General features: G+C 42.3%; 20 protein-coding genes. 1 reads left to right on the top strand and 19 read right to left on the bottom strand.

Annotated elements, in window-relative coordinates:
* Nucleotides 1-12: 12 nt before the first annotated feature.
* The 10 genes from UR08_RS02980 to UR08_RS02935 form a co-directional block, all read right to left on the bottom strand.
* Entirely contained in the window at nucleotides 13-672 is a 660-nt protein-coding gene (locus tag UR08_RS02980) for a potassium channel family protein (protein ID WP_115752170.1), read from the bottom strand.
* 17 nt (nucleotides 673-689) lie between these two features.
* Entirely contained in the window at nucleotides 690-1,334 is a 645-nt protein-coding gene (locus tag UR08_RS02975; protein WP_115752169.1) for a response regulator transcription factor, read from the bottom strand.
* Nucleotides 1,331-2,383: a sensor histidine kinase gene (locus UR08_RS02970; RefSeq protein WP_115752168.1), complete on the bottom strand. Its 1,053-nt coding sequence runs from the start codon at nucleotides 2,381-2,383 to the stop codon at nucleotides 1,331-1,333. Before UR08_RS02970 ends, UR08_RS02975 begins: the two co-directional genes overlap by 4 nt.
* Nucleotides 2,380-3,090, bottom strand: a complete 711-nt coding sequence (gene liaF / locus UR08_RS02965) for a cell wall-active antibiotics response protein LiaF (protein ID WP_115752167.1) — start codon at nucleotides 3,088-3,090, stop codon at nucleotides 2,380-2,382. The genes UR08_RS02970 and liaF overlap by 4 nt, the downstream gene beginning before the upstream one ends.
* Nucleotides 3,091-3,185: 95 nt before the next feature.
* Nucleotides 3,186-4,058 (bottom strand): CvfB family protein, encoded by an 873-nt coding sequence (locus UR08_RS02960; protein WP_115752166.1) that lies wholly within the window; start codon nucleotides 4,056-4,058, stop codon nucleotides 3,186-3,188.
* A gap of 72 nt (nucleotides 4,059-4,130) precedes the next feature.
* Nucleotides 4,131-4,823 carry a copper homeostasis protein CutC gene (locus tag UR08_RS02955; protein ID WP_115752165.1) on the bottom strand — a complete coding sequence of 231 codons (693 nt, stop codon included), beginning with the start codon at nucleotides 4,821-4,823 and terminating at the stop codon, nucleotides 4,131-4,133.
* 130 nt (nucleotides 4,824-4,953) lie between these two features.
* On the bottom strand, nucleotides 4,954-6,402 hold the full coding sequence (locus tag UR08_RS02950; RefSeq protein WP_115752164.1) for a PTS transporter subunit EIIC: 1,449 nt from the start codon (nucleotides 6,400-6,402) through the stop codon (nucleotides 4,954-4,956).
* Nucleotides 6,403-6,432: 30 nt separating this feature from the next.
* Entirely contained in the window at nucleotides 6,433-6,909 is a 477-nt protein-coding gene (locus UR08_RS02945; protein ID WP_115752163.1) for a PTS transporter subunit EIIC, read from the bottom strand.
* Between the two features lie 24 nt (nucleotides 6,910-6,933).
* On the bottom strand, nucleotides 6,934-7,764 hold the full coding sequence (locus UR08_RS02940; protein WP_115752162.1) for a PRD domain-containing protein: 831 nt from the start codon (nucleotides 7,762-7,764) through the stop codon (nucleotides 6,934-6,936).
* 41 nt (nucleotides 7,765-7,805) lie between these two features.
* The gene (locus UR08_RS02935; protein ID WP_115752161.1) at nucleotides 7,806-8,297 is read right to left on the bottom strand and encodes a PTS sugar transporter subunit IIA; all 492 of its coding nucleotides are present in this window, start codon (nucleotides 8,295-8,297) and stop codon (nucleotides 7,806-7,808) included.
* Nucleotides 8,298-8,604: 307 nt separating this feature from the next.
* On the opposite strand from UR08_RS02935, the gene UR08_RS02930 reads away from it, so the two are divergent.
* Entirely contained in the window at nucleotides 8,605-9,483 is an 879-nt protein-coding gene (locus UR08_RS02930; RefSeq protein WP_205757219.1) for a mechanosensitive ion channel family protein, read from the top strand.
* 38 nt (nucleotides 9,484-9,521) lie between these two features.
* Here the strand turns inward: UR08_RS02930 and UR08_RS02925 are convergent, their stop codons facing one another.
* From UR08_RS02925 to UR08_RS02885, 9 genes are all read right to left on the bottom strand, one after another.
* Nucleotides 9,522-11,051, bottom strand: coding sequence for a polysaccharide pyruvyl transferase family protein (locus UR08_RS02925; protein WP_115752701.1), 1,530 nt, complete (start codon nucleotides 11,049-11,051; stop codon nucleotides 9,522-9,524).
* A 111-nt stretch (nucleotides 11,052-11,162) separates the two neighbouring features.
* Nucleotides 11,163-11,789, bottom strand: coding sequence for an orotate phosphoribosyltransferase (gene pyrE / locus UR08_RS02920; protein ID WP_115752160.1), 627 nt, complete (start codon nucleotides 11,787-11,789; stop codon nucleotides 11,163-11,165).
* Nucleotides 11,786-12,490 carry an orotidine-5'-phosphate decarboxylase gene (gene pyrF, locus UR08_RS02915; RefSeq protein WP_115752700.1) on the bottom strand — a complete coding sequence of 235 codons (705 nt, stop codon included), beginning with the start codon at nucleotides 12,488-12,490 and terminating at the stop codon, nucleotides 11,786-11,788. The genes pyrE and pyrF overlap by 4 nt, the downstream gene beginning before the upstream one ends.
* Nucleotides 12,483-13,403, bottom strand: coding sequence for a dihydroorotate dehydrogenase (locus UR08_RS02910; RefSeq protein ID WP_115752159.1), 921 nt, complete (start codon nucleotides 13,401-13,403; stop codon nucleotides 12,483-12,485). The genes pyrF and UR08_RS02910 overlap by 8 nt, the downstream gene beginning before the upstream one ends.
* Nucleotides 13,400-14,161: a dihydroorotate dehydrogenase electron transfer subunit gene (locus UR08_RS02905; protein ID WP_115752158.1), complete on the bottom strand. Its 762-nt coding sequence runs from the start codon at nucleotides 14,159-14,161 to the stop codon at nucleotides 13,400-13,402. Before UR08_RS02905 ends, UR08_RS02910 begins: the two co-directional genes overlap by 4 nt.
* Before the next feature lie 26 nt (nucleotides 14,162-14,187).
* Nucleotides 14,188-17,373 carry a carbamoyl-phosphate synthase large subunit gene (gene carB, locus UR08_RS02900; protein ID WP_115752157.1) on the bottom strand — a complete coding sequence of 1,062 codons (3,186 nt, stop codon included), beginning with the start codon at nucleotides 17,371-17,373 and terminating at the stop codon, nucleotides 14,188-14,190.
* Nucleotides 17,366-18,466 carry a carbamoyl phosphate synthase small subunit gene (locus tag UR08_RS02895; protein WP_115752156.1) on the bottom strand — a complete coding sequence of 367 codons (1,101 nt, stop codon included), beginning with the start codon at nucleotides 18,464-18,466 and terminating at the stop codon, nucleotides 17,366-17,368. The genes carB and UR08_RS02895 overlap by 8 nt, the downstream gene beginning before the upstream one ends.
* Nucleotides 18,463-19,740 (bottom strand): dihydroorotase, encoded by a 1,278-nt coding sequence (locus tag UR08_RS02890; protein WP_115752155.1) that lies wholly within the window; start codon nucleotides 19,738-19,740, stop codon nucleotides 18,463-18,465. The genes UR08_RS02895 and UR08_RS02890 overlap by 4 nt, the downstream gene beginning before the upstream one ends.
* The gene (locus tag UR08_RS02885; RefSeq protein WP_115752154.1) at nucleotides 19,727-20,644 is read right to left on the bottom strand and encodes an aspartate carbamoyltransferase catalytic subunit; all 918 of its coding nucleotides are present in this window, start codon (nucleotides 20,642-20,644) and stop codon (nucleotides 19,727-19,729) included. Before UR08_RS02885 ends, UR08_RS02890 begins: the two co-directional genes overlap by 14 nt.
* Between the last annotated feature and the right edge of the window lie 24 nt (nucleotides 20,645-20,668).

Below are 20,668 nucleotides of genomic sequence, written 5' to 3'. Positions count from 1 at the left end.
TGGCAAATCGATTCATTGAATTTTTTCTTGCAACCGTTCAATATCAACATCAGACCCAATCACGATCAAAATATCACCATCTTGCAAAATAGCTGTGGCTTCTGGTGTGATGATCATTTCTTGGTCGCGCTTTATTCCTACAATATTTACACCATATTCATTCCGAAAATCAAGTTCTTGTAAGCTTTTATTGAAAAATCTTGGGTCTGATACAGAAATCTCAACTAAACTGTATTCATCCGATAGCTCTAAATAATCTAGCATGTTCTTTGAAACGATGTAATGGGCGATTCTTCGTCCCATATCTCGCTCTGGATGTACTACGCGGTCAGCTCCGATTTTATCCAGTAACTTAGCATGCTTGTCATTAGTTGCTTTCGCTGTTACTAGTTTAACACCCATTTCTTTTAAAATTAGGGTTGTGAGAATGCTCGACTGAATATCTTCACCAATCGCCACGATTACGTGTTCAAAATTTCGAATCCCTAGTTGACGTAAAGCATTTTCATCCGTTGAATTCGCTATAACTGCATGAGTTGCAACTGACATATATTCATTGACACGCTCTTCATCTGAATCAATCGCAAGCACTTCCATGCCCTGCTCAACAAGCGAGCGACAGATGCTTCCGCCAAATCGACCTAACCCGATAACCGCAAATCCTTCCTTCATCTAATTTCTCTCCTTTCTTACTTGTCGTCTTCTTTCACTAGATTATGTTTAAACGCATAAATGGCCGCTTGAGTCCGATCTTGTACATCTAGTTTGGAGAGAATGTTACTTACGTGTGTTTTCACAGTTTTTAGTGTGATAAACAACTCATCGGCAATTTCTTGATTGGATTTTCCTTCTGCAATTAAAAGCAAAATTTCTTGTTCGCGATTAGTTAGGTCATCATGCAATTTCTTTTCTGGTTTTGCAGTTAAGCGTTGCATCATTTTCCCTGTTACTTCCGGCTCAAACACCGAATCACCGCCATATGTAGCACGAATCGCATCGGCAATTTCGCTAGCAGTCGATGTTTTTAACATGTAACTACTTGCTCCTGCTTCTAGTGCAGGATATACTTTTTCATCGTCAATAAAACTTGTCACGATAATTATTTTGGCTTCTTTCCAGTTTAGAAGGATTTCTTTCGTTGCTTCAATCCCGTCCATTTCATCCATGACAAGATCCATTAAAATAATATCTGGACGCAGATCAAGAGCCATTTCTACGCCTTCTCGACCGTTTTCTGCTTCGCCCACTACTTCCATATCATCTTGAACCGATAAATATGCAGATACACCGATCCGCACCATCTCATGATCATCTACAAGTAATACCTTTATCATTCTTCGTCCACTTCCTTCTCAGCCACTAAAGGGATTTTAATTTCAACACTTGTTCCTTTATTTGGAAAACTGATAATCTTAATCGTTCCACCAAATTCTTGTACACGTTCTCGCATGTTTTGCAGGCCATAAGAGCCTTGTGGGACGGCGTTCATATCGAAGCCAACGCCATCATCGACCACTTTCAAAACAGCCATATTGTCGATTTCGACAAAGCGAACTTCAAGAAGACCCGCTTTCGAATGTCGAAGTGTGTTAGATAATAATTCCTGTACAATTCGAAACAAATGATCCTCAATACCTTTTTGAAGCTGAAGATTCTCGATTTGCCACTCTACTTTAATTGGCAATTTTGTCGTCAATTCTTTTAGAAGCTGTTCCATTCCTTTTTTGAGTGACTTTCCTTCTAATTGAGTAGGTCGTAAGTGCAAAAGGAGAGCACGCATTTCAGATTGGGATTCATTTACGATAGACTCCACCATGCGAAGTTGTTTTTTTAAGACAGGTGAATCATCTTTTGCTACTTGCTCATTTAAAGCCGATAAAAGCATCATCGCAGCAAACAATTGCTGACTAACAGAATCGTGTAGTTCGCGCGCGATTCTGTGTCGTTCTTCTGAAAGGATCGCTTCTTTTGTTTCACCGCTAATTTCAGCTTTTTCATTCGCAATTTTTTGCGTAAGTAGTGTCTGCGATTTCATTTTATCACGTAATCGATCAATTTGCTTGTAGACTTGTGCAACTTCTACTAAGTTTTCTTCTTCTTGAAATTTTTTCTCAAGATCACCTTGTTCAAGTAAACGAATTTCAAAATCGATTCCTTCAAATTTTTGTTTAATCAAATAGCCAGAAACTGCTCCAACCATTAACCCTGCCAAAATAGAAGTAAGTGGCACAAAAATAACAAACGGTAGATATAAAATTTTGACACCGATTAAAAATTCATACCACGTTAAATCACTGACAAAAAAATAAATCAAACTTCCAATCATGGAGGTAGCAAAGATGAGGGAAGAGCAAAGAATCATTTGTGTTCGTGTATAAGTCATAGACGAATCACCTCTAAGTCTCCAAGTACAACAGAAGTTACGATTTTCACTTTGCGAGCAGCTGTTTCATAGTTATCTGAATAAAGTTTGATTGAATCGTTTTGAATCGATGTGCTTTTTTTATCATATTGTAATTTACCAAAAATAGCAGAGTGCTCAAGGCAAATCCCTAAGTCAAATGGAACGAGTAATCGGATTTTCCCTGAAATACTACGAATCATAATGACACTCTCACCTGTTGGTAAAACAGTGTTTCCAAGATCAATGATCGTATCCCCAATTCCAGTTTGAATGTTAATATCTTCCCATTCGTAAACTACATCAAGTACACGTTGATTACCAAACCACTGGTTTTTAATAAAATGATTAACGCGATCTATTTTCCCTGGTTCCTTTGTTTCCACCATTAAAAGTTCAGGTGCACGTTTGCGGTTGATATAATGAAAAATCGCAAAAATACCAAAAATGACAACCCCGATTTTAAAAGATGTCGTTAAAAGAACAGCCAATAAAATGAAAACAGCGGCTAAAAATAAACGATTGCGCTGCTGCTTTTTAGAAACTCCAGCTTTTCTTGAGGTGTATAAAAAGATAATGCCAAGCGCAAAGATCACAAGAAGCTGCCATCTAAACAGCATTTCGAGTCCGATGCCTAAAGCGACAATTACAATAAACAAAAAAAGAACAGAGCTCTCGATTTTTTTCATAGCGACACCTCCTTTTTCGAATCTGAATCTCTCCTTATTATAAAAAGAAGTCCAATAAGGGGCAAACCGCTATGGGTGTACCCCTCACTAAGACTTTAGTCCGAATCTTCTTCCGTTAACTTGGTGATAAGTCCCGCTTGTTGCGTGACTTTCCCCGCTTTCATTAGTGTTCCAAGTGCACGTTTGAATTGTGCTTTACTAATTCCGAACTTACCTCGAATGGCTTCTGGATTCGACTTATCGCCAAAGCCCATTTCACCACCAACGCTTCGCAAATAAGTTAAAATCATTTCTGCATCATCACTAAGCACTTCATGAATGCGTCCACGAAGAGAAAGATTGAGCGATCCATCAGGTTTAACAGCGATGACGCGCGCTTTCACATATTCGCCCAGTCGCGGCTCAGAAGTTCGCTCGCTTTCATGGATAAACCCAATATAGCCATTGTCTGTATACACAAATGAACCTACTTTTAACAGCTTATATACAGTTCCCGATACATTTTGATTAAACATATCTTGCTTAGCAGTATAGGCAATGGTTTTGTATTCTGTTTCAGACCCCAAAACACCCCAAATTCGGCTCTTCTCATCGACACGCAAAGCAAGCATCAAACGGTCTCCTTTTTTCGGCCAAAGATGCGATAAAGCAGGCATATCATCCATTGAAACAACGATATCTTTTTCGATTCCAATATCCATGAAAACGCCTAAGTCTTTTCGAACTTCCGTCACCGTTCCAAATCCGTAGTGCCCCACTTGAACCTTTGGAATCGTCGTTGTCGCCGTTAACTCGTGGTCGTAGTCCACATAAAGAAAAACCAAAATTTCTTCGCCAATCGTTAAGTCGAGTCGGTTACTATTTCCTTTTTTCATTCGAACAGTAGCTCCGTCTTTTTCAAGCAAGAAGCCATCTTCCATGATTTCTTTCACGCTCATGGTTACGCTTTTTCCAATTAGATTATCCACGAATCTGGTCCACCTCGTTTTTTCTTCTTTGCTTCATTATACCTTATCCAATGCGAGATAGCTACATGCGTTTCAGCTCTGGATCACCTTTTGGATGCGTGCAATTCGTTCAGGATCAAGAGGACTTGCAAAGCTTCCTGCCATTCTTGCTCCGCTACCAACGTGATAGGCTTGATTTGAAAGAGCTTCATGCAACTCATGAATATTTTGATCCGTCACACCACTCCCCACTAAAATTTGAAGCGAATCCGGATTTTTTTCACTATCTGCTATCCAGTTTTTTAACAAGGGAATCGAATCTACTGCGCTCTTTGTGCCGCCTGAAGTCAAGACTTGGTCAATTTTCTTGCCATAAGTTTTTAATGTTCGATAAGCTTCTTCTAAGTCATTTGTCGCTTCAATCGCCCGGTGGAATGTAAAACGCAGGTCTCCCTTCCATTCAAGCACTTTTTCGAGCAAGTTTGTGTCGATTTTCCCGGCTTCTGTTACTGCACCAAACACGATTCCTGTTGCGCCTAATTTTTTCACCACTTCAATGTCGGTTTGAATCGCCCGCACATCGCTTTCGTTATATATAAAAGAATGGCTATGCGGGCGAATCATCACCATCGTCGGCAAGCTTGTCGCACCGATAATTTCTTTTAACACGCCATAGCTTGGGGTTAGTCCGCCTTCGCTAATCGCCGAAACCACTTCAAGTCGATTTGCTCCGTATTTTTCAGCTAATTTAGCATCTACTGCATTTTCTACAATCACTTCTAACATTTTACTTCACTCCAATCTTTTTCATTATCTAGAAAAACTAAACAAAATTCAAGCTTCAATTGTAAAAAAAAACGACAAGTGATACGCCCAGTTCAACACAGAGCCTTTCACTTGCCGCTTTATTTGTTTATTATTTACCAGTAATATCGCGCATCTTGTCAGCTACAAACTCAACGTCTGCTCCGACAATAATTTGCACGTTTTCTTTATTAATTTTCACAACGCCACGAGCACCTGATTTTTTCAGTGCCGCTTCATTCATCAAGTCAGCATCTTTCACTTGCAGGCGAAGACGTGTTGTACAGTTATCTACTTTTACAAGGTTGTCTTCCCCGCCAAGTCCACCAAGGTAGCCGCGTGCCATTTGCTCGTATTTATCGACTTTTCCATTTGGAAGGTCTGCTTCTGTTGCTCCAAGTGAAGCCGCAGATTCCTGTACTTCAGCGTTTGGCATTTCCATAGCCAGGCTTTCTTCTGTTTCATCTTCACGACCTGGTGTCTTCAAGTTGAATTTTTTGATGATGAAGTAGAACAGGATGAAGTAAATAAATGCAAAGACAAGTCCAATTGGAATTAGCTGCCATGCGTTGTGTCCTTTTGTAAAGTTAAGGACAAAATCAATCGCTCCGGCACTAAAGGTAAAACCGAGTTTAATGCCAAGTAAGTTGGTTACAAACATCGATACACCCATTAAAACTGCATGAATCGCATATAAGAATGGTGCAATAAACATGAATGTAAATTCAATTGGTTCAGTGATTCCTGTTAGGAAAGCTGTTACCGCAAGCGATAGCATCATTCCGCCAACTTCTGCGCGGTTTTTCTTCTTAGCTGCTAGGTACATTGCAAAGGCAGCTCCTGGAAGACCAAACATCATGACTGGGAAGAAACCAACTTGGAATGTTCCCGCTGTTGGGTCGCCTGCGAAGAAGCGGTTGATATCTCCGTGAACCATTTGTCCGGCAGCATCCACAAAATCTCCATATCCAAACCATAGATACGTATTCAGCACGTGGTGCAAACCTGTTGGAATGAGCGCACGGTTTAAAATCCCGTAAATAGCAGAGCCAAATGCACCTGCACTTGTAATCCAGCCGTTAAGTGCATCTAAGCCATTTTGAATAGTTGGCCAAGTAGCTCCAAAAATGATCACAAGTAGTAACGTTAATACTGCATTGATAATAATAGCTAAGTGTTTTCCATCTAAAAATTCTTGATTACCAAAGATTTTTTTGTCGTACATATAGTTATAAAGGATTGGTGCTGTAAGTCCAGCAATGAAACCAGCAAAAACGCCCATGTTGATGCTTGATTTTACACCGATAACCCCAAAGTTTAAAATGAAAAAGACAATCGCGCCGTTTAAGCCAGCTGCTCCACTGTTGTCTTTTGAAAGACCGATTGAAATCCCGATTGCAAATAGTAATGATAAGAATGTAAATAGTGCTGCTCCACCTGAATGGATAAATGGTACATTAAAAACATCGTCCGCCCCAAGACGGTTTAAAAGGCCAGCTGCCGGAAGTACGGCAATTGGTAGCATGAGGGCTTTCCCAATTTTTTGTAATCCACCTAACATGTTATTTCCTCCATTTCTCTTTTCAATTCCCTAGAAAATTGCTGCTACAAAAGCGCCGATAAACAATGCTACAACCGATGTAATGATCGGAACAAAGCGACGACCACCAAAGAACGCTAACCATTCAGGCAGACGAATATTGTAGAACTTGTTGTAAAGAACACCTGCTGCAATTCCCATATAAATCCCACTTAGGAAATTAAAATTAGCAGAAAACTCTGTAGGAGAAAAGACTCCGTTTTTCGGAAAATTCAGAGAAACAATAACAGCCGCATAAACGAGCCAGCCAACTGCCCCAGCAAGTGCAGAAGCCCCACTATGATCTTTTGCCATTCCAATTGCAATCCCCATGGATACAATCAGTGGAAACATAAGAATGAGTCCTTGATAAATGGAATTAATGGCTTTCATTCCTGTTGCTACATTTGCAAGCCAGAAAATCCCAATGATTACAAGCGCGATGATCGGATAAACCGCACCGATTGCAAATCGTTTTAATACGTCCATAATCTTAAAACGCCTCCTAAAAATTTATTTTTCCCAAAAGCTCTTCAATCTTTCAATATGAAGGGCAATGTATCCTAATTCCGCTTCTGGAAGTAGCAGCTTATAGTCATTTTTTAATAAGTCCGCCACTTTCTTCGCAGTATTAAAACTAAATTCAAACTTGTTCTTGATCATTGTAAGCATTTCGTCATCCATCGTATGAAGCTCTTTTTTCTCCACGCGATTTAGCACAAAACGCAGATGCGTAATCAATCGTTCATAAGCAATATCCTGACCTGAAAGCGTAATCCCGAGTTCAGTTGTGATCACTTCAATCATGCTTGAAATGATTGATGCTTGTCTCACACTTTCATGGATATCGCCCGCACCAATTTTTGCCGTATGAATATGAAGGGCGATGTAAGCCGCTTCATCAATTGGCATATCGAGCCCAAATCGGTCTTTGATATGATTAATTGCCCAAAGACCGATTTTAAATTCTGGCTCGTAAAGCACTTTAATTTCATTTAACAAACGATTTTGAAGGATAATGCCTTCTTTTAACCGTTCGATCGAGAAAGCTAAATGATCTGTTAGTGAGATGTGAATATGCTCACTAAGTTTAAAGGGAAGCGTAGCCTCTGCATAGGAAATGATTTCCTCAGATACGGCGAAATATTCTTCATTGATGCGTTTTAGGAGCTCCTGGAAATGTTCGGATTCATCTTGCATCACAAACATTTTTTCAATTTTATTAGCCACTACCACATCGTTTCTTTTTTTATTAAATGCAATGCCAGCTCCGATAGCAATTTTTTCTTCATTGCCATCTTGTATCACGACTGCATTATTATTCAAGATCCGAATAATTTTCATCTAACTTCCCTCTTTTGCTTTCAAGTAAATGCGTCTTATTTTTATTTAAGTGTCGTCACGAAGACTTCCGTTTCGCCAGCGACTGTTTCTGTTAGTTTTTTCCAGTCAAAGTCAAATTTGTCTTCTGGACTATTTGTTACAACCATCGGAATGATCGTGCTTGTTGCGTTTTCTTCAATGTAAGCAAGATCCGCTTTAATAAGAGGCTCCCCTTTTTTTACTTTTGCTCCCAATTTTGTGAGGACTTCAAAACCTTCTCCTTTTAATGCCACAGTTTCAAGGCCAATGTGGACAAGGATTTCTTCACCTAAAGCTGTGCGGATCCCAAAAGCATGTTTTGTTTCAGCAAGTTGAATGATTTCACCGTCAACAGGCGCGACAATCGTTCCATCAGTTGGTTTAATAGCAATCCCTTCTCCCATCATTTTTCCGCTAAAAACAGGATCTGGAACTTCTTCAAGCGGAACAAAGCTCCCCGTTGCATGTGCATAGATGATTTCATTTTTTTCTTTTTTGAACATTTTTTTAAACATACGTATTCCTCCTCAAAGCTACTTCACACAAGTGAGGCAAAAAATAAAAAAGGCACGGAAAGTATGGAACGGGACACTGATGTCTGTTCAAACCTTCCATGCCTGTTCGTAACAGTAACATGAAAACGATATTATTATTTGCAACGCTTATTTTACCTTTTTTCTTTTTAAAAAGCAAGTATTTTTTGCAAGAAACGGAGATGTTGTTTTTTAAAACTTGTTTTTCATCTACATTTCGGTTGTCTCGCCAGAAAGGCTTTGTTAGAATTAAGAAGGAACATTTCATTAGAAAGAAAGGTTGGATGAAATGGAAAAGGATACAACAAAGGATGTGACAGACAGCGTGAATTACTTTACCAAGTGGTTTAAATCGATTGATTGGGATGCTGTGATTTCGAAAGTCATCAGTGTTGGCCTCGAGATTCTCGTTTTAATCATCCTTTACTTTATTTTAAAATATGCAGGCTCTAAAATCATCAAAAGTTTTTTCAAAAAATATCGTCGTAATCCTGCTGTTTCAAACAATCGGGCAGATACCCTTGAAGGATTGATTTTAAATTTTTATGGCTATGTCTTGTTTTTCGTCTTTGCCATTTTAATTTTACAAAACTTCATCAACGTAACCGCGATCATCGCCGGTGCTGGGGTAGCAAGTTTAGCGATCGCTTTTGGGGCTCAAGGTCTTGTAAGCGATGTTGTGACAGGCTTTTTCATTTTGCTTGAGCGTCAACTTGATGTAGGCGATAGCATTACGCTCGATACAGTCAATGGATACGTCGAAAATTTGGGTCTTCGCACCACACAAGTTCGTGATTTTGACGGCACGCTGCACTTTATTCCGAACCGTCAAATTATGATCGTGAGCAATCATTCCCGTGGAAATATGCGTGTTCTTGTCGATGTCGCGATTAGCCCAAAAGCTGATACGGAAAAAGCGATTCAAATTATCGAACAAATTTGTGAAGCAGAAAAAAACACTAACAAAAATATTGTTGAAATGCCGACCGTGCTTGGCGTTGAAAGTTCGGACGGGACAAATCAAGTCATTCGGATCGTAGGCACAGCTGTAAACGGAGAACAATTTGGCGTTCAACGTGATTTGCTGAAAAAAATACGTGAGGCGCTGCTTCAAGCAGAAATTGATCTGCCAATTGCAACTCCGATCGTCAAAACGGCACAAGCTTAAAAAACGGTTTTCCAAGATAGATTTGGAAAACCGTTTTTTTATTTGTTTGATCCTCTTAGTTTAGCAAGTGAATCCGTTACTTTTAGTGTCGCGCGAACAGCTTTTCGATTCAGCGTTCCTTGGTAATGCTTGATTTCCGCTTGTTGTTTTTGAAGCCGCGCATTTGCTTGCATCAGTTTCTGTTCGGATTCACTTAGTTTGCTTTCTAAATTTTGTTTGGCTTTTTGTTCATTTGTTAAATGATTTTTGGTTTGATTTAATTGGGCCGTCAATTGTTTGATTTGATAGTCACGTCTGTGGTTTTCATAATCCACTTTGACTTGATGCCTTTCTTTAAGTAACTGTGATGCTGTTTGAATTCGTTTATATAATATCTCTCCTGTTAAAGCTGTAATCGGATCAGCGCTCTTTGGAAACGTTAAAGCTTCGATTTCTGCATCAAGTGGCGCTTCTTTTCGGTCTCTATCTTCTGTATAGATATGCGGCACTTCATTTGCATCTAAGAAATCAACGAAACGATCAAAGTTTTGCTTTTGTACGGTTTCAGCTGACTTTAAATCCACTTGACTAAGCAGTTCATCTAGCGTTTGGATATTCGCCAGTTCTTCAGTCGTGACGTGTGGTAACCTGTGATAGGCGGCGAGTTCACGCATTCGCGCATCTTGAACAAAGGAAATATTAGGTGTTCCAACGAGGGTTGGGATCACATTTCCGTGTAAGCGTGGACCAATGCTGAATGCAGCTTGGCGCATGAAGTCATACCAACTTGGCATGCTTGTAAAATACTTTACGCGACCTTCATTGTAATAGCGATCCAAAATGGAAACCGGATAGCTTGGCCGGTCGCTAGCGATATCTGGCCCACCCGCAAACATCAAATGGAATTCATCCAAATGTTGCGGAATGAAATAATAATTCGGATGTTTTGAAATGACTTCTTGATTTAAAAATTGTAAAGCCGTCTCGCTTGATACAGGAGAAGCATTAATTGCAATCAATGAATCTTTTTGTAAATTTAAATCGCGAATTTCAAGCCTCGATCCGAAGGTATAGAGCGAAGGACAGCCGATCACTTCATAGTCTACTTGTTCTTTAAAACCAAGTTGCTTCAAATAGTCAGCAGTGATCTGGCCTCGCAAGCCCAATTTGGCTGACTTTTCTAGCACAGCGGTTACAAATGCTTTAACGTCTTCATCAAACGGAAAGCCTTGTTCAAGCTTCGGTTCATAGTCTGCCCGAAGGCCAACGCCCGTTACGATAACCGGAATTTTGAGTCGCTTGATTAGCGCTGTGTAGTTCCGTAGTTGTGGTCTGAAATCTTCGCGAAAAGCGTCCGCGAGCGGGATAATGTAAGCATCATACTCTTCATTATAACGCGCTGCTCGGTTTGGATCTGAAGAAAGTCCATCCGGAACGAGTTCAGTCCCCTCCTGAAAAAGTGTTCGGTAAATACTATACTGATAAGCTAAATTCCCATTGTTAAAGCCTGTTCGATCTCTTAAGTACATATCTTCTGCGGTAAAAACATCGGTTGGCCGCATTCCTGAACGAATCAGAATTTTTTTCATGATTTTTGTTACGTCCCCATGCATTCGTTAAATTCCATTTTTCCCCAAAATAAAAAGTATCACTAGCATTATATCAAAAAACTAGCAATACTTTTAGTTATTTTATGAAATTTATTTTCCAAATGCAGTCGGGTCTTTTTTCCATTCCCGCAAAGTCGCCATATCGGCTTCCGTTACATAGCCCTCATCACGTGCAACCTCAATCAGCGTCTCATAGTCGGTCAGGGTTTCCAGTTTCACACCCGCTTCTTCAAAACGAGTTCGTCCTTCTTCTAAACCATAAGTGAAGATGGCGGCAATGCCAAGTACGTCACAACCAGCTTCTTTCAAGGCATCCACTGCTTTTAGTGAACTTCCGCCTGTTGAAATGAGATCTTCAATAACAACAACTTTCTGTCCAGCTTGAATTGGTCCTTCAATTTGATTGCCTTTACCATGTTTTTTGGCTTCTCCGCGCACATAAACCATCGGTAAATTCAATAAGTCGCTCACCCAAGCTGCGTGCGGAATGCCTGCAGTAGCTGTTCCAGCTATGATTTCGCAATCTGGAAAATCCTGTTTAATTTTTTCAACTAAGTTTAAAGCGATCATTTTACGGATTTTCGGAAAGCCGAGAGTTAAGCGATTATCGCAATAAATCGGTGACAGAATGCCAGATGCCCATGTAAAAGGATCGTTTGGCTGCAAGAATACGGCTTTAATTTTAAGTAATTGTTCAGCAGTTTGTTTTGCTATCAAATTTCCCACTCCTTTAATACGCGCTCGTAAGCGACTTTTGGATTTTCTGCGCGTGTAATCGGACGACCTACAACGATCGCACTTGCGTGAAGATTCCTTGCTTCTTTTGGTGTCACGACGCGTTTTTGATCGTTTTTCGAATCAGATGCTAAACGAATCCCTGGCGTGACACACAAAAAAGCATCACTCGTTTGTTCTTTAATGCGTTTTGCTTCAAAAGACGAGCAAACCACTCCATCTAGCCCCGCTTCTTCTGCAAGTTTGCTATAATGCAAGACTGAATCTTCTAGTGAAACTGGAATGAGCTGTTCTTGCTGCATTTCTTGTTCACTAGTACTAGTTAGTTGTGTGACTGCAATTAACTTAGGGCGTGACTTCCCAGCTAGTGTCCCTTCTTTTAAACCACTCAAAGCTTCCATCATCATTTGCTTTCCACCTGCTGCGTGGACGTTCACAAGGTCAACACCAAGCTTTGCCAGTGAACGCATCGCGCTTTTTACAGTGTTGGGGATGTCATGAAGCTTCAAGTCAAGAAAGATAAAATGACCTGCTTCTTTTAACTTCAAGACAAATTCTGGCCCTTCCGAAAAAAAGAGTTCCATCCCGATTTTAAGAGCGAGAGGCTCCTTTCCAAAAGACTTTAAGAATGCTTCGGCTTCACTTGCATTTGGAAAATCCAAAGCGATAATCGGCTTATCTATCATGATTCTTTCGCTCCTTTTTCAGGTCAGTTAATTTTTCAATTCCGAGTTCGTCCATTCTTTTGGGCAACGCATCGATTAACCTTGGACAAATAAATGGATCCGTAAAGTTAAGCGTTCCGACTGCGACTGCATCCGCACCAGCCATCAAAAATTCTAAAACATCATCGACCGTTTGCACACCACCCATTCCAATGATCGGCAAAGTAGAAACATTTCGCACTTGATGAATCATACGAATCGCAACGGGTTTAATAGCGGGACCCGATAAACCGCCAGTTTGGTTCGCGATAATAGGCTTGCGTGTTTTTAAATCGATCCGCATTCCAAGTAGCGTATTGATCATCGTAAATCCATCCGCACCTGCCGTTTCAATCGCTTGTGCAATCGCCACAATATCGGTGACGTTCGGGCTTAGTTTGACATAGACGGGCACTTTGGCGACTTGTTTGACCGCTTTTGTTAAGCGGTGCGCCACATCTGGATCGGTTCCAAAAGTAATGCCTCCTTCTTTAACATTGGGACAAGAAATGTTGAGTTCAATTGCTTTTACAGCCGGGCTGTCACCGATCTTAGCACATACTTCAACGTAATCTTCTTCCGTTTTTCCCGCGACATTGGCGATAATAGGCGTGTCAAATTTTTCAAGAAACGGGAGTTCAGCTTCCATAATGCGTCGAAGGCCAGGATTTTGCAGCCCGATGGCGTTTAGCATGCCACTTGGTGTTTCCGCAATTCTTGGCGTTGGATTACCAAGTCGTGGTTCAGGCGTACAAGCTTTAATCATGATGGCTCCAAGTTCATTTAAATCAAATAGTTCCGCGTACTCACGCCCAAAGCCGAAGCAGCCCGATGCGGGCATGATAGGATTTTTAAGGTGGAGTCCGGGTAGTTCGACTGCTAATCGGTTCATAATCTCACCTCATCTGCCCGGAAAACCGGGCCATCTGTACAAATTTTGAACTGCTGTTTGGTTTCATCTTCTGCTGAACAAACACAAGCATAGCAAGCACCAATTCCACAAGCCATGCGCTCTTCTAGCGAAAGAAAGGTTTGCGTTTCTGGAAAAGCGGCTTTAACCGCTTTAAGCATCGCAAGTGGGCCGCAACTATAGATGCGAGCTGGTTGTTTGGCGAGCTGTTTCGTCACATCCGTTACAAAACCTTTCGTACCGTAGGAACCATCGACTGTGCTGATATAAACTTCACCGATTGCTCCCATTCTTGTTTCAAGAAAAATATCTTTTTTGGATTCAAAACCATTGATGAAAATGGGCTTCGCACCGATTTCCGCAAGCTCTTTCCCCAGTTGATAAAGCGGTGGGACGCCAATTCCCCCTCCAATGAGAAGCACTTCTTCACCGGCAAGGGATTCAAGTGGAAAACCGTGACCAAGAGGTCCGATCACATCGGCGAACTCTCCTGCTTGAAGCTCGGACATGGCTTTTGTGCCCTCTCCGATCGCCCGGTAAATCAGTGTACAAAGTCTTTTTTCTTTTTCGTAAGAAGCAATGCTGATCGGCCGCCGTAAAAGCAAGTCGCTTCGGTTAGGGCGAACCATCAGAAATTGACCTGGCGTCATCTCAGCAACAGCGTCACCTTCAAGCACGAGTTCAAAAACCTGATCTGCAATTTCTTTTTGACTGATTACACGCATTTTTTCTAGCTTCATTTCAAAACCACCGTTTCCTGCTTATTTTAAACAGATTCTATCGCTTCAATCTCGAACGAACGCGATTCAAGGACACGCAAGATCGCCTCGGCTGTATCAAGCGAGGTACAAACTGCTACCCCATTTTCGACCGATTCCCTCCTGATTTGGAAGCCATCGCGTTCCTTCCGTTTCCCGCTTGTCATCGTGTTTACAACGAGCGTGATTTGCCCGTTACGGATATAGTCGATCAAAGTTTCGTGATTTTCCCCGATTTTTTTCACGGCTTGAACAGGAATTTCTGCATCTTCGAGCGATTTTGCTGTCCCTGATGTTGCCATAATTGTAAAGCCGATTTTATTAAAGCGTTCCGCAAGTTTGATTGCTTCTTCTTTGTCGCGGTCGGCTATAGTGAGAAGAACTGTTCCATAATCTGGCATTTTAGTGCCGCTTGCGACAAAACCTTTATAGAGCGCTTTTTCAAGCGTCGCATCTTTCCCCATTACTTCTCCGGTTGACTTCATTTCTGGGCCGAGCGACGTGTCAACGCTACGCAACTTGGCGAATGAAAAGACCGGCACTTTGACGAAAATCTCGGTTTTTTCTTTGGCCAAACCTGCTTCATATCCCAGTTCTTGAAGTGTCTGACCAAGAATCACCTTCGTTGCCACATTGGCCATTGGAATGTCTGTGATTTTGCTCAAGAATGGTGCTGTCCGACTTGAGCGCGGATTGACTTCAATCACAAAGACTTCTTCACCACTAATGATGTACTGAATGTTGAGCATCCCGATGATACCGAGTCCTTTAGCAAGCCTTGTCGTATAATCGGCAATCGTTTTTTTCACTGTCTCACTCAGACTTTGCGCTGGGTAAACAGCGATCGAATCCCCTGAGTGGACGCCCGCCCGTTCAATGTGTTCCATGATGCCAGGAATGAGCACGTCTTTTCCGTCACAAATGGCGTCAACTTCGACTTCTTGCCCTTGAAGATAACGATCCACAAGAACGGGATGTTTCGGATTGACTTTCACGGCGTGATCCATATAGTAACGCAAGGCTTCTTCGGATTCGACAATTTCCATGGCGCGGCCGCCGAGGACGTAAGATGGGCGCACAAGGACGGGATAGCCAATTTCCGTTGCGACTTGGATGGCACCATCTACAGAGGTTGCAGTTTTCCCGGCCGGTTGTGGAATTTTTAGTTCGAATAAGGCTTTTTCAAATTCATCACGATTTTCCGCGCGGTCAATGTCTGTTAGGCTCGTTCCAAGGATTTTAACGCCGCGCGCTTCGAGGCCTTCCGCAAGGTTAATCGCGGTTTGCCCGCCAAATTGGACGATCACACCGCGTGGCTGTTCGAGTTCAATCACATGCATAACATCTTCCAACGTGAGGGGTTCAAAGTATAGTTTATCGGAAATCGAGAAGTCGGTTGAAACGGTTTCTGGATTGTTATTGATGATGATGGCTTCGTAACCGGCTTGCTGGATTGCCCACACGGAATGAACGGTCGCGTAGTCGAATTCGACGCCTTGTCCGATTCGGATGGGTCCTGAGCCGAGCACGATGACACTTTCTTTTTCTGAGCGCAGCGATTCATTTTCTTCTTCATAGCTGCTGTAGAAGTAAGGTGTGCTAGATTCAAACTCGGCGGCGCAAGTATCCACCATTTTGAAGACTGGCCAAATTCCTTCTTGCTTGCGTTTTTGATAGATGTCGTCTTCGGTTTTTTCTAAAAGACGGGCAAGAAAGGCGTCGGAAAAGCCGAGGCGCTTCGCTTCATAAAGTGTGCTAGCCTCACCTCTTTGTTCTTGGAATAAACTTTCCATCTTGATGATTTTTTCGAAGCTATGTAAGAAAAAGAGGTCGATTTTTGTTTTTTCATGTAAGCTTTCGACACTTTCTCCCTTCCGTAAGGCTGCTGCTAGGAAAAATAAGCGGTCATCCTCAGGGAAGCGAATTTTGCGATCACGCACTTCATCTGTTGCTTGTTCTGCTTCTTCAAGGTACAAATGATCGCAGCCGATTTCAAGTGAGCGAACGGCTTTTAAGAGTGCTTCTTCCCAGTTTCGTCCAATCGCCATGACTTCTCCGGTCGCTTTCATTTGAGTGCCAAGGCGCCGGTCCCCAGACTCGAATTTATCGAATGGGAAGCGAGGGATTTTTGCGACGACGTAATCGAGTGCAGGTTCAAAGTGTGCATAAGTGGTTCCCGTGACGGGATTTTTGATTTCATCTAGCGTAAGTCCCACTGCAATTTTCGCTGCTAGTTTCGCAATCGGATAACCTGTTGCTTTAGAAGCAAGCGCCGAGCTTCTACTCACCCGTGGATTCACTTCGATTACGTAATAATCATAACTGTTTGGATCGAGTGCGAGCTGGACGTTACAGCCGCCTTCAATTTCGAGTGCGCGAATGATTCGAAGTGAGACGTCACGCAGCATTTGATATTCTCTATCTGAAAGAGTTTGACTCGGTGCGACAACGATCGAATCGCCTGTATGAACCCCGACTGGGTCGATATTTTCCATGTTGCAGACTACCATCGCATTATCATTCGCATCACGCATCACTTCATATTCGATTTCTTTAAAACCTGCGATGCTTCGTTCGAGTAAACACTGTGTCACGGGGCTAAGCTTTAAGCCACTTGCGACAATTTCTTCAAGTTCTGCCTCGTTATGACAAATACCACCACCAGATCCGCCAAGTGTATAGGCAGGGCGAACAATTACGGGATAACCGATTTCTGCAACAAATTGATGCGCTTCTTCAAGCGAATGGATAATTTCACTTTCTGGTACTGGTTCCGCAAGTTCATTCATTAAATTACGAAATTCTTCGCGATCTTCCGCTTTTTGAATGGCTCTTAGATCCGTTCCAAGGACTTCAACATTCATTTCTTCTAAAATCCCTGCTCGCGCTAGTTCCATCGCCATATTGAGTCCTGTTTGACCACCTAGCGTTGGTAAAATAGCGGAAGGTCGTTCTTTTCGAATGATTCGTGAAACAAAATCGAGCGTGATGGGTTCGATATAAACTTTATCCGCCATTTCCACATCGGTCATAATCGTTGCTGGGTTCGAGTTGACAAGAACAACGCGGTATCCTTCTTCTTTTAAACTTAAGCAAGCTTGCGTGCCAGCATAGTCAAATTCTGCGGCTTGACCAATCACAATTGGCCCCGATCCGATAACAAGAATTGTTTCAATATCTGTTCTTTTAGGCATGATCCACCCGTCCTTCCCGTTCTAAATCCATCATTTCCATAAATTGATCAAATAAGTAGTTCACATCACTTGGTCCCGGATTTGCTTCTGGATGATACTGCACGGTATAAGCCGGGAATTCTGCGTGCGCGAGTCCTTCGATCGTCCCGTCATTTAATTCGACATGTGTCACGACAAGATCGCTATTTTGAACTGAATTAGCACTCACTGAATAGCCATGATTTTGCGCGGTAAAATCGACACGTCCGCTTGCAAGTTCTTTTACTGGATGGTTCGCTCCGCGGTGCCCAAATTTCATTTTGAAGGTATCTGCTCCGTTAGCAAGTGCGAAGAGTTGATGCCCCAAGCAGATGCCAAAAAGCGGGACAATGCCTTGGATACCTTTCACCATTTCGATGGCTTCTGGCACGTCTTTCGGGTCTCCAGGTCCGTTTGAAAGCATGACGCCATCTGGATGAAGATTCAAGATCTCTGCAGCACTTGTGTTGTAAGGAACAACGGTAACGTGGCAGTTGCGTTTATTGAGTTCTTTTAAGATGGAGCCTTTAACTCCGAAATCAACGAGCACAACGCGTTTTCCTTCCCCCGGGCTGATAAAGGGTTTCGAAGAGGAAACTTCGGCTACTTGATTCGTGCTTAATCGGACGGAACGCAAATGATGAAGCAAGTTTTCTTTATTTGTCTCGTTTTCATAAGAGGCAAGAAGTCCTTTAAGCGTCCCTTCTTGTCGAATCATCTTTGTTAATTTGCGGGTATCAATTCCTGCTATCCCAGGCACATCTTTTTCTTTTAAGAATTCATCGAGCGTCATTTGTTCGCGCCAGTTAGAGGGATTTTCTGCCGCTTCCCGGACGATTACGCCTTTTACGACCGGCTGAATCGATTCAAAATCATCTCGGTTAATCCCGTAGTTTCCGACAAGCGGATACGTAAAGGTAATCATTTGTCCGTAGTAAGAAGGGTCTGTGATGGTTTCTTGGTAACCGGTCATCCCTGTATTAAAGACTACTTCTCCGATGGTTTCTTTGTCCGCTCCGATGGCATCGCCGATAAAGTGTGTCCCATCTTCGAGTAGTAAAATTCGTTTTTTCATTTAACTTCCCCCTTATAAACGACTTTTCCTTCAAATAGTGTGAGTACTGGATAGCCTACACATTTGACGCCTGTAAATGGCGTGTTTTTCCCTTTGGATGCAAATTGACTGGGATCAATGGCTTGTTCGGTTTGCAGGTCAAGTACGGTTAAATCCGCCGCATCGCCTACTTTTAATTCTCCGAATGGTAATTTGAACGCTTTTGCTGGCTTGATCGTCATCCAGTCAACCAGTTGTTTTAGCGTCCACTTCCCTTTTTTCACAAAGTGCGTATAAAGAAGCGGGAAAGCCGTTTCTAATCCAACAATGCCAAACGCTGCTTCTTGCATAGGAATGTCTTTTTCTGCAGCTGCGTGAGGGGCGTGATCGGTGGCGATGAAATCAATTGTTCCGTCTTCAAGGCCTTCAATCAAAGCGTCTTGGTCGGTTTTGCTTCGTAGTGGCGGGTTCATTTTCCAGTTCCCGATATTGCCCGGAATATCTTCTTCATTTAGTAGTAAGTGATGTGGTGAAACTTCTGCTGTAACGCGAATTCCTGCTCGTTTCGCATCACGCACGACGCGAACGGATTCTTTCGTAGAGATGTGGCAAACGTGATAATGACAGTTGGCCGCCTCTGCTAGGAGTACATCACGAGCAATTTGGACGGATTCTGCGATATTTGGAATTCCTTTTAAGCCTTCACTTTTTGCAAAAGAACCGTCATGAACGACACCGCCATAAACTAGGGAGTTATCTTCACAGTGGGCAACGACTGCCATATCTAGTTTAGCCGCTTCAAGCATAGCTTCATACATGGTTCCTGCTAGCTGAACGCCAACCCCATCATCTGTAAATGCAAAAGCTCCTGCTTCTTTTAAGCCTCGAAAGTCAACGAGTTCTTCTGTTCCGAGTGCTTTCGTAATCGAGGCATAAGGGAGAACTCGCACTCTTGCCTTTTCCTGAATTCGCTCAACAAGTTTGGCCATGATTTCCGGGGAGTCCGGAACTGGTTTCGTGTTTGGCATCGCGCAAATCGTTGTGTAGCCTCCCTTTGCAGCTGCTTTAGTTCCCGTTTCAATCGTTTCTTTATGTTCGCCACCTGGCTCGCGTAAATGAACATGTACATCAATAAATCCGGGCGTAATAAGTCTTCCTGTAGCATCGAAATAGTCCACATCTGGCTTATCCATATTTGCAGCAATTTTGACGATTTTCCCATCTTCTACTAAAATGTCTTGTTGAATCTGCTCACCCGTTTCGGTTAAAATTTGTCCGTTTTTAATTAAATACATGTTTTTCCGCTCCTTTATGATTGCCGTTTAATACGGTTTCTAGAATGGCCATCCTTACAAAAACACCATTTGTCATTTGTTCCACAATCCGCGATTGCTTCGATTCCACAAGCGAATCCGCGATTTCCACATCTCGATTGACTGGACTTGGGTGCATGATGATCGCTTCTGGTTTAAGCTTCGCTGCGCGTTTTTCAGTTAAGCCAAAGCGTTCATGATAGTCTTCTTTTTGAAAACCCTGAGCCCCGTTTTGATGCCGTTCATGTTGAACTCGGAGGAGCATCATCACATCTACTTGTTCAGCCGCTTCATCCATGGTTAAGTAAGTGCCATAAGCGAGCGCTTCTTCATCAAACCATTCTTTTGGTCCTGCAAAGAAAATTTCTGCACCGAGTCGTTTGAGCACTTTCATGTTGGAGTTTGCTACGCGGCTGTGCAAAATATCTCCTGCGATGGCTACTTTTAAGCCTTCAAAGCTTCCAAACTGTTCCTTGATTGTAAACAAGTCTAGTAAACACTGGCTAGGATGCTCGCCACAACCGTCTCCCCCGCTAATAATTGCGATATCTAATTTGTTTAACTCGTCGTAGAATTTTTCATCGGGATGCCTTACAACAGCCGCTTCAACGCCAAGCGCTTGCATCGTAAGAAGCGTATCATAAAGCGTCTCGCCTTTCGTCACGCTGGATTCACTCGCTTCAAAGCTTAAGACCTCCAAGCCTAATTTTCGTTCGGCAACTTCGAAGCTGTAGTGTGTTCTCGTACTTGGTTCAAAAAACATATTAACGACAAAGTGACCAGCGCTAATAGCTGCTTCTTCTCCGTTTTTAAAGGCAGCGGCACGTGTAAGAAGGTTTTCAATTTCTAAAAGTGACAATTCCTCCATTGATACTAAACGTTTCATTTGGCATCCCAGCTTTCTACAGAA

Origin of the sequence: Listeria kieliensis, assembly GCF_003369925.1 — a bacterium.
Taxonomy (GTDB): domain Bacteria; phylum Bacillota; class Bacilli; order Lactobacillales; family Listeriaceae; genus Listeria; species Listeria kieliensis_A.
The sequence above is the reverse complement of the archived record's forward strand: the minus strand, read 5'-3'. Positions and strand labels throughout refer to the sequence as shown.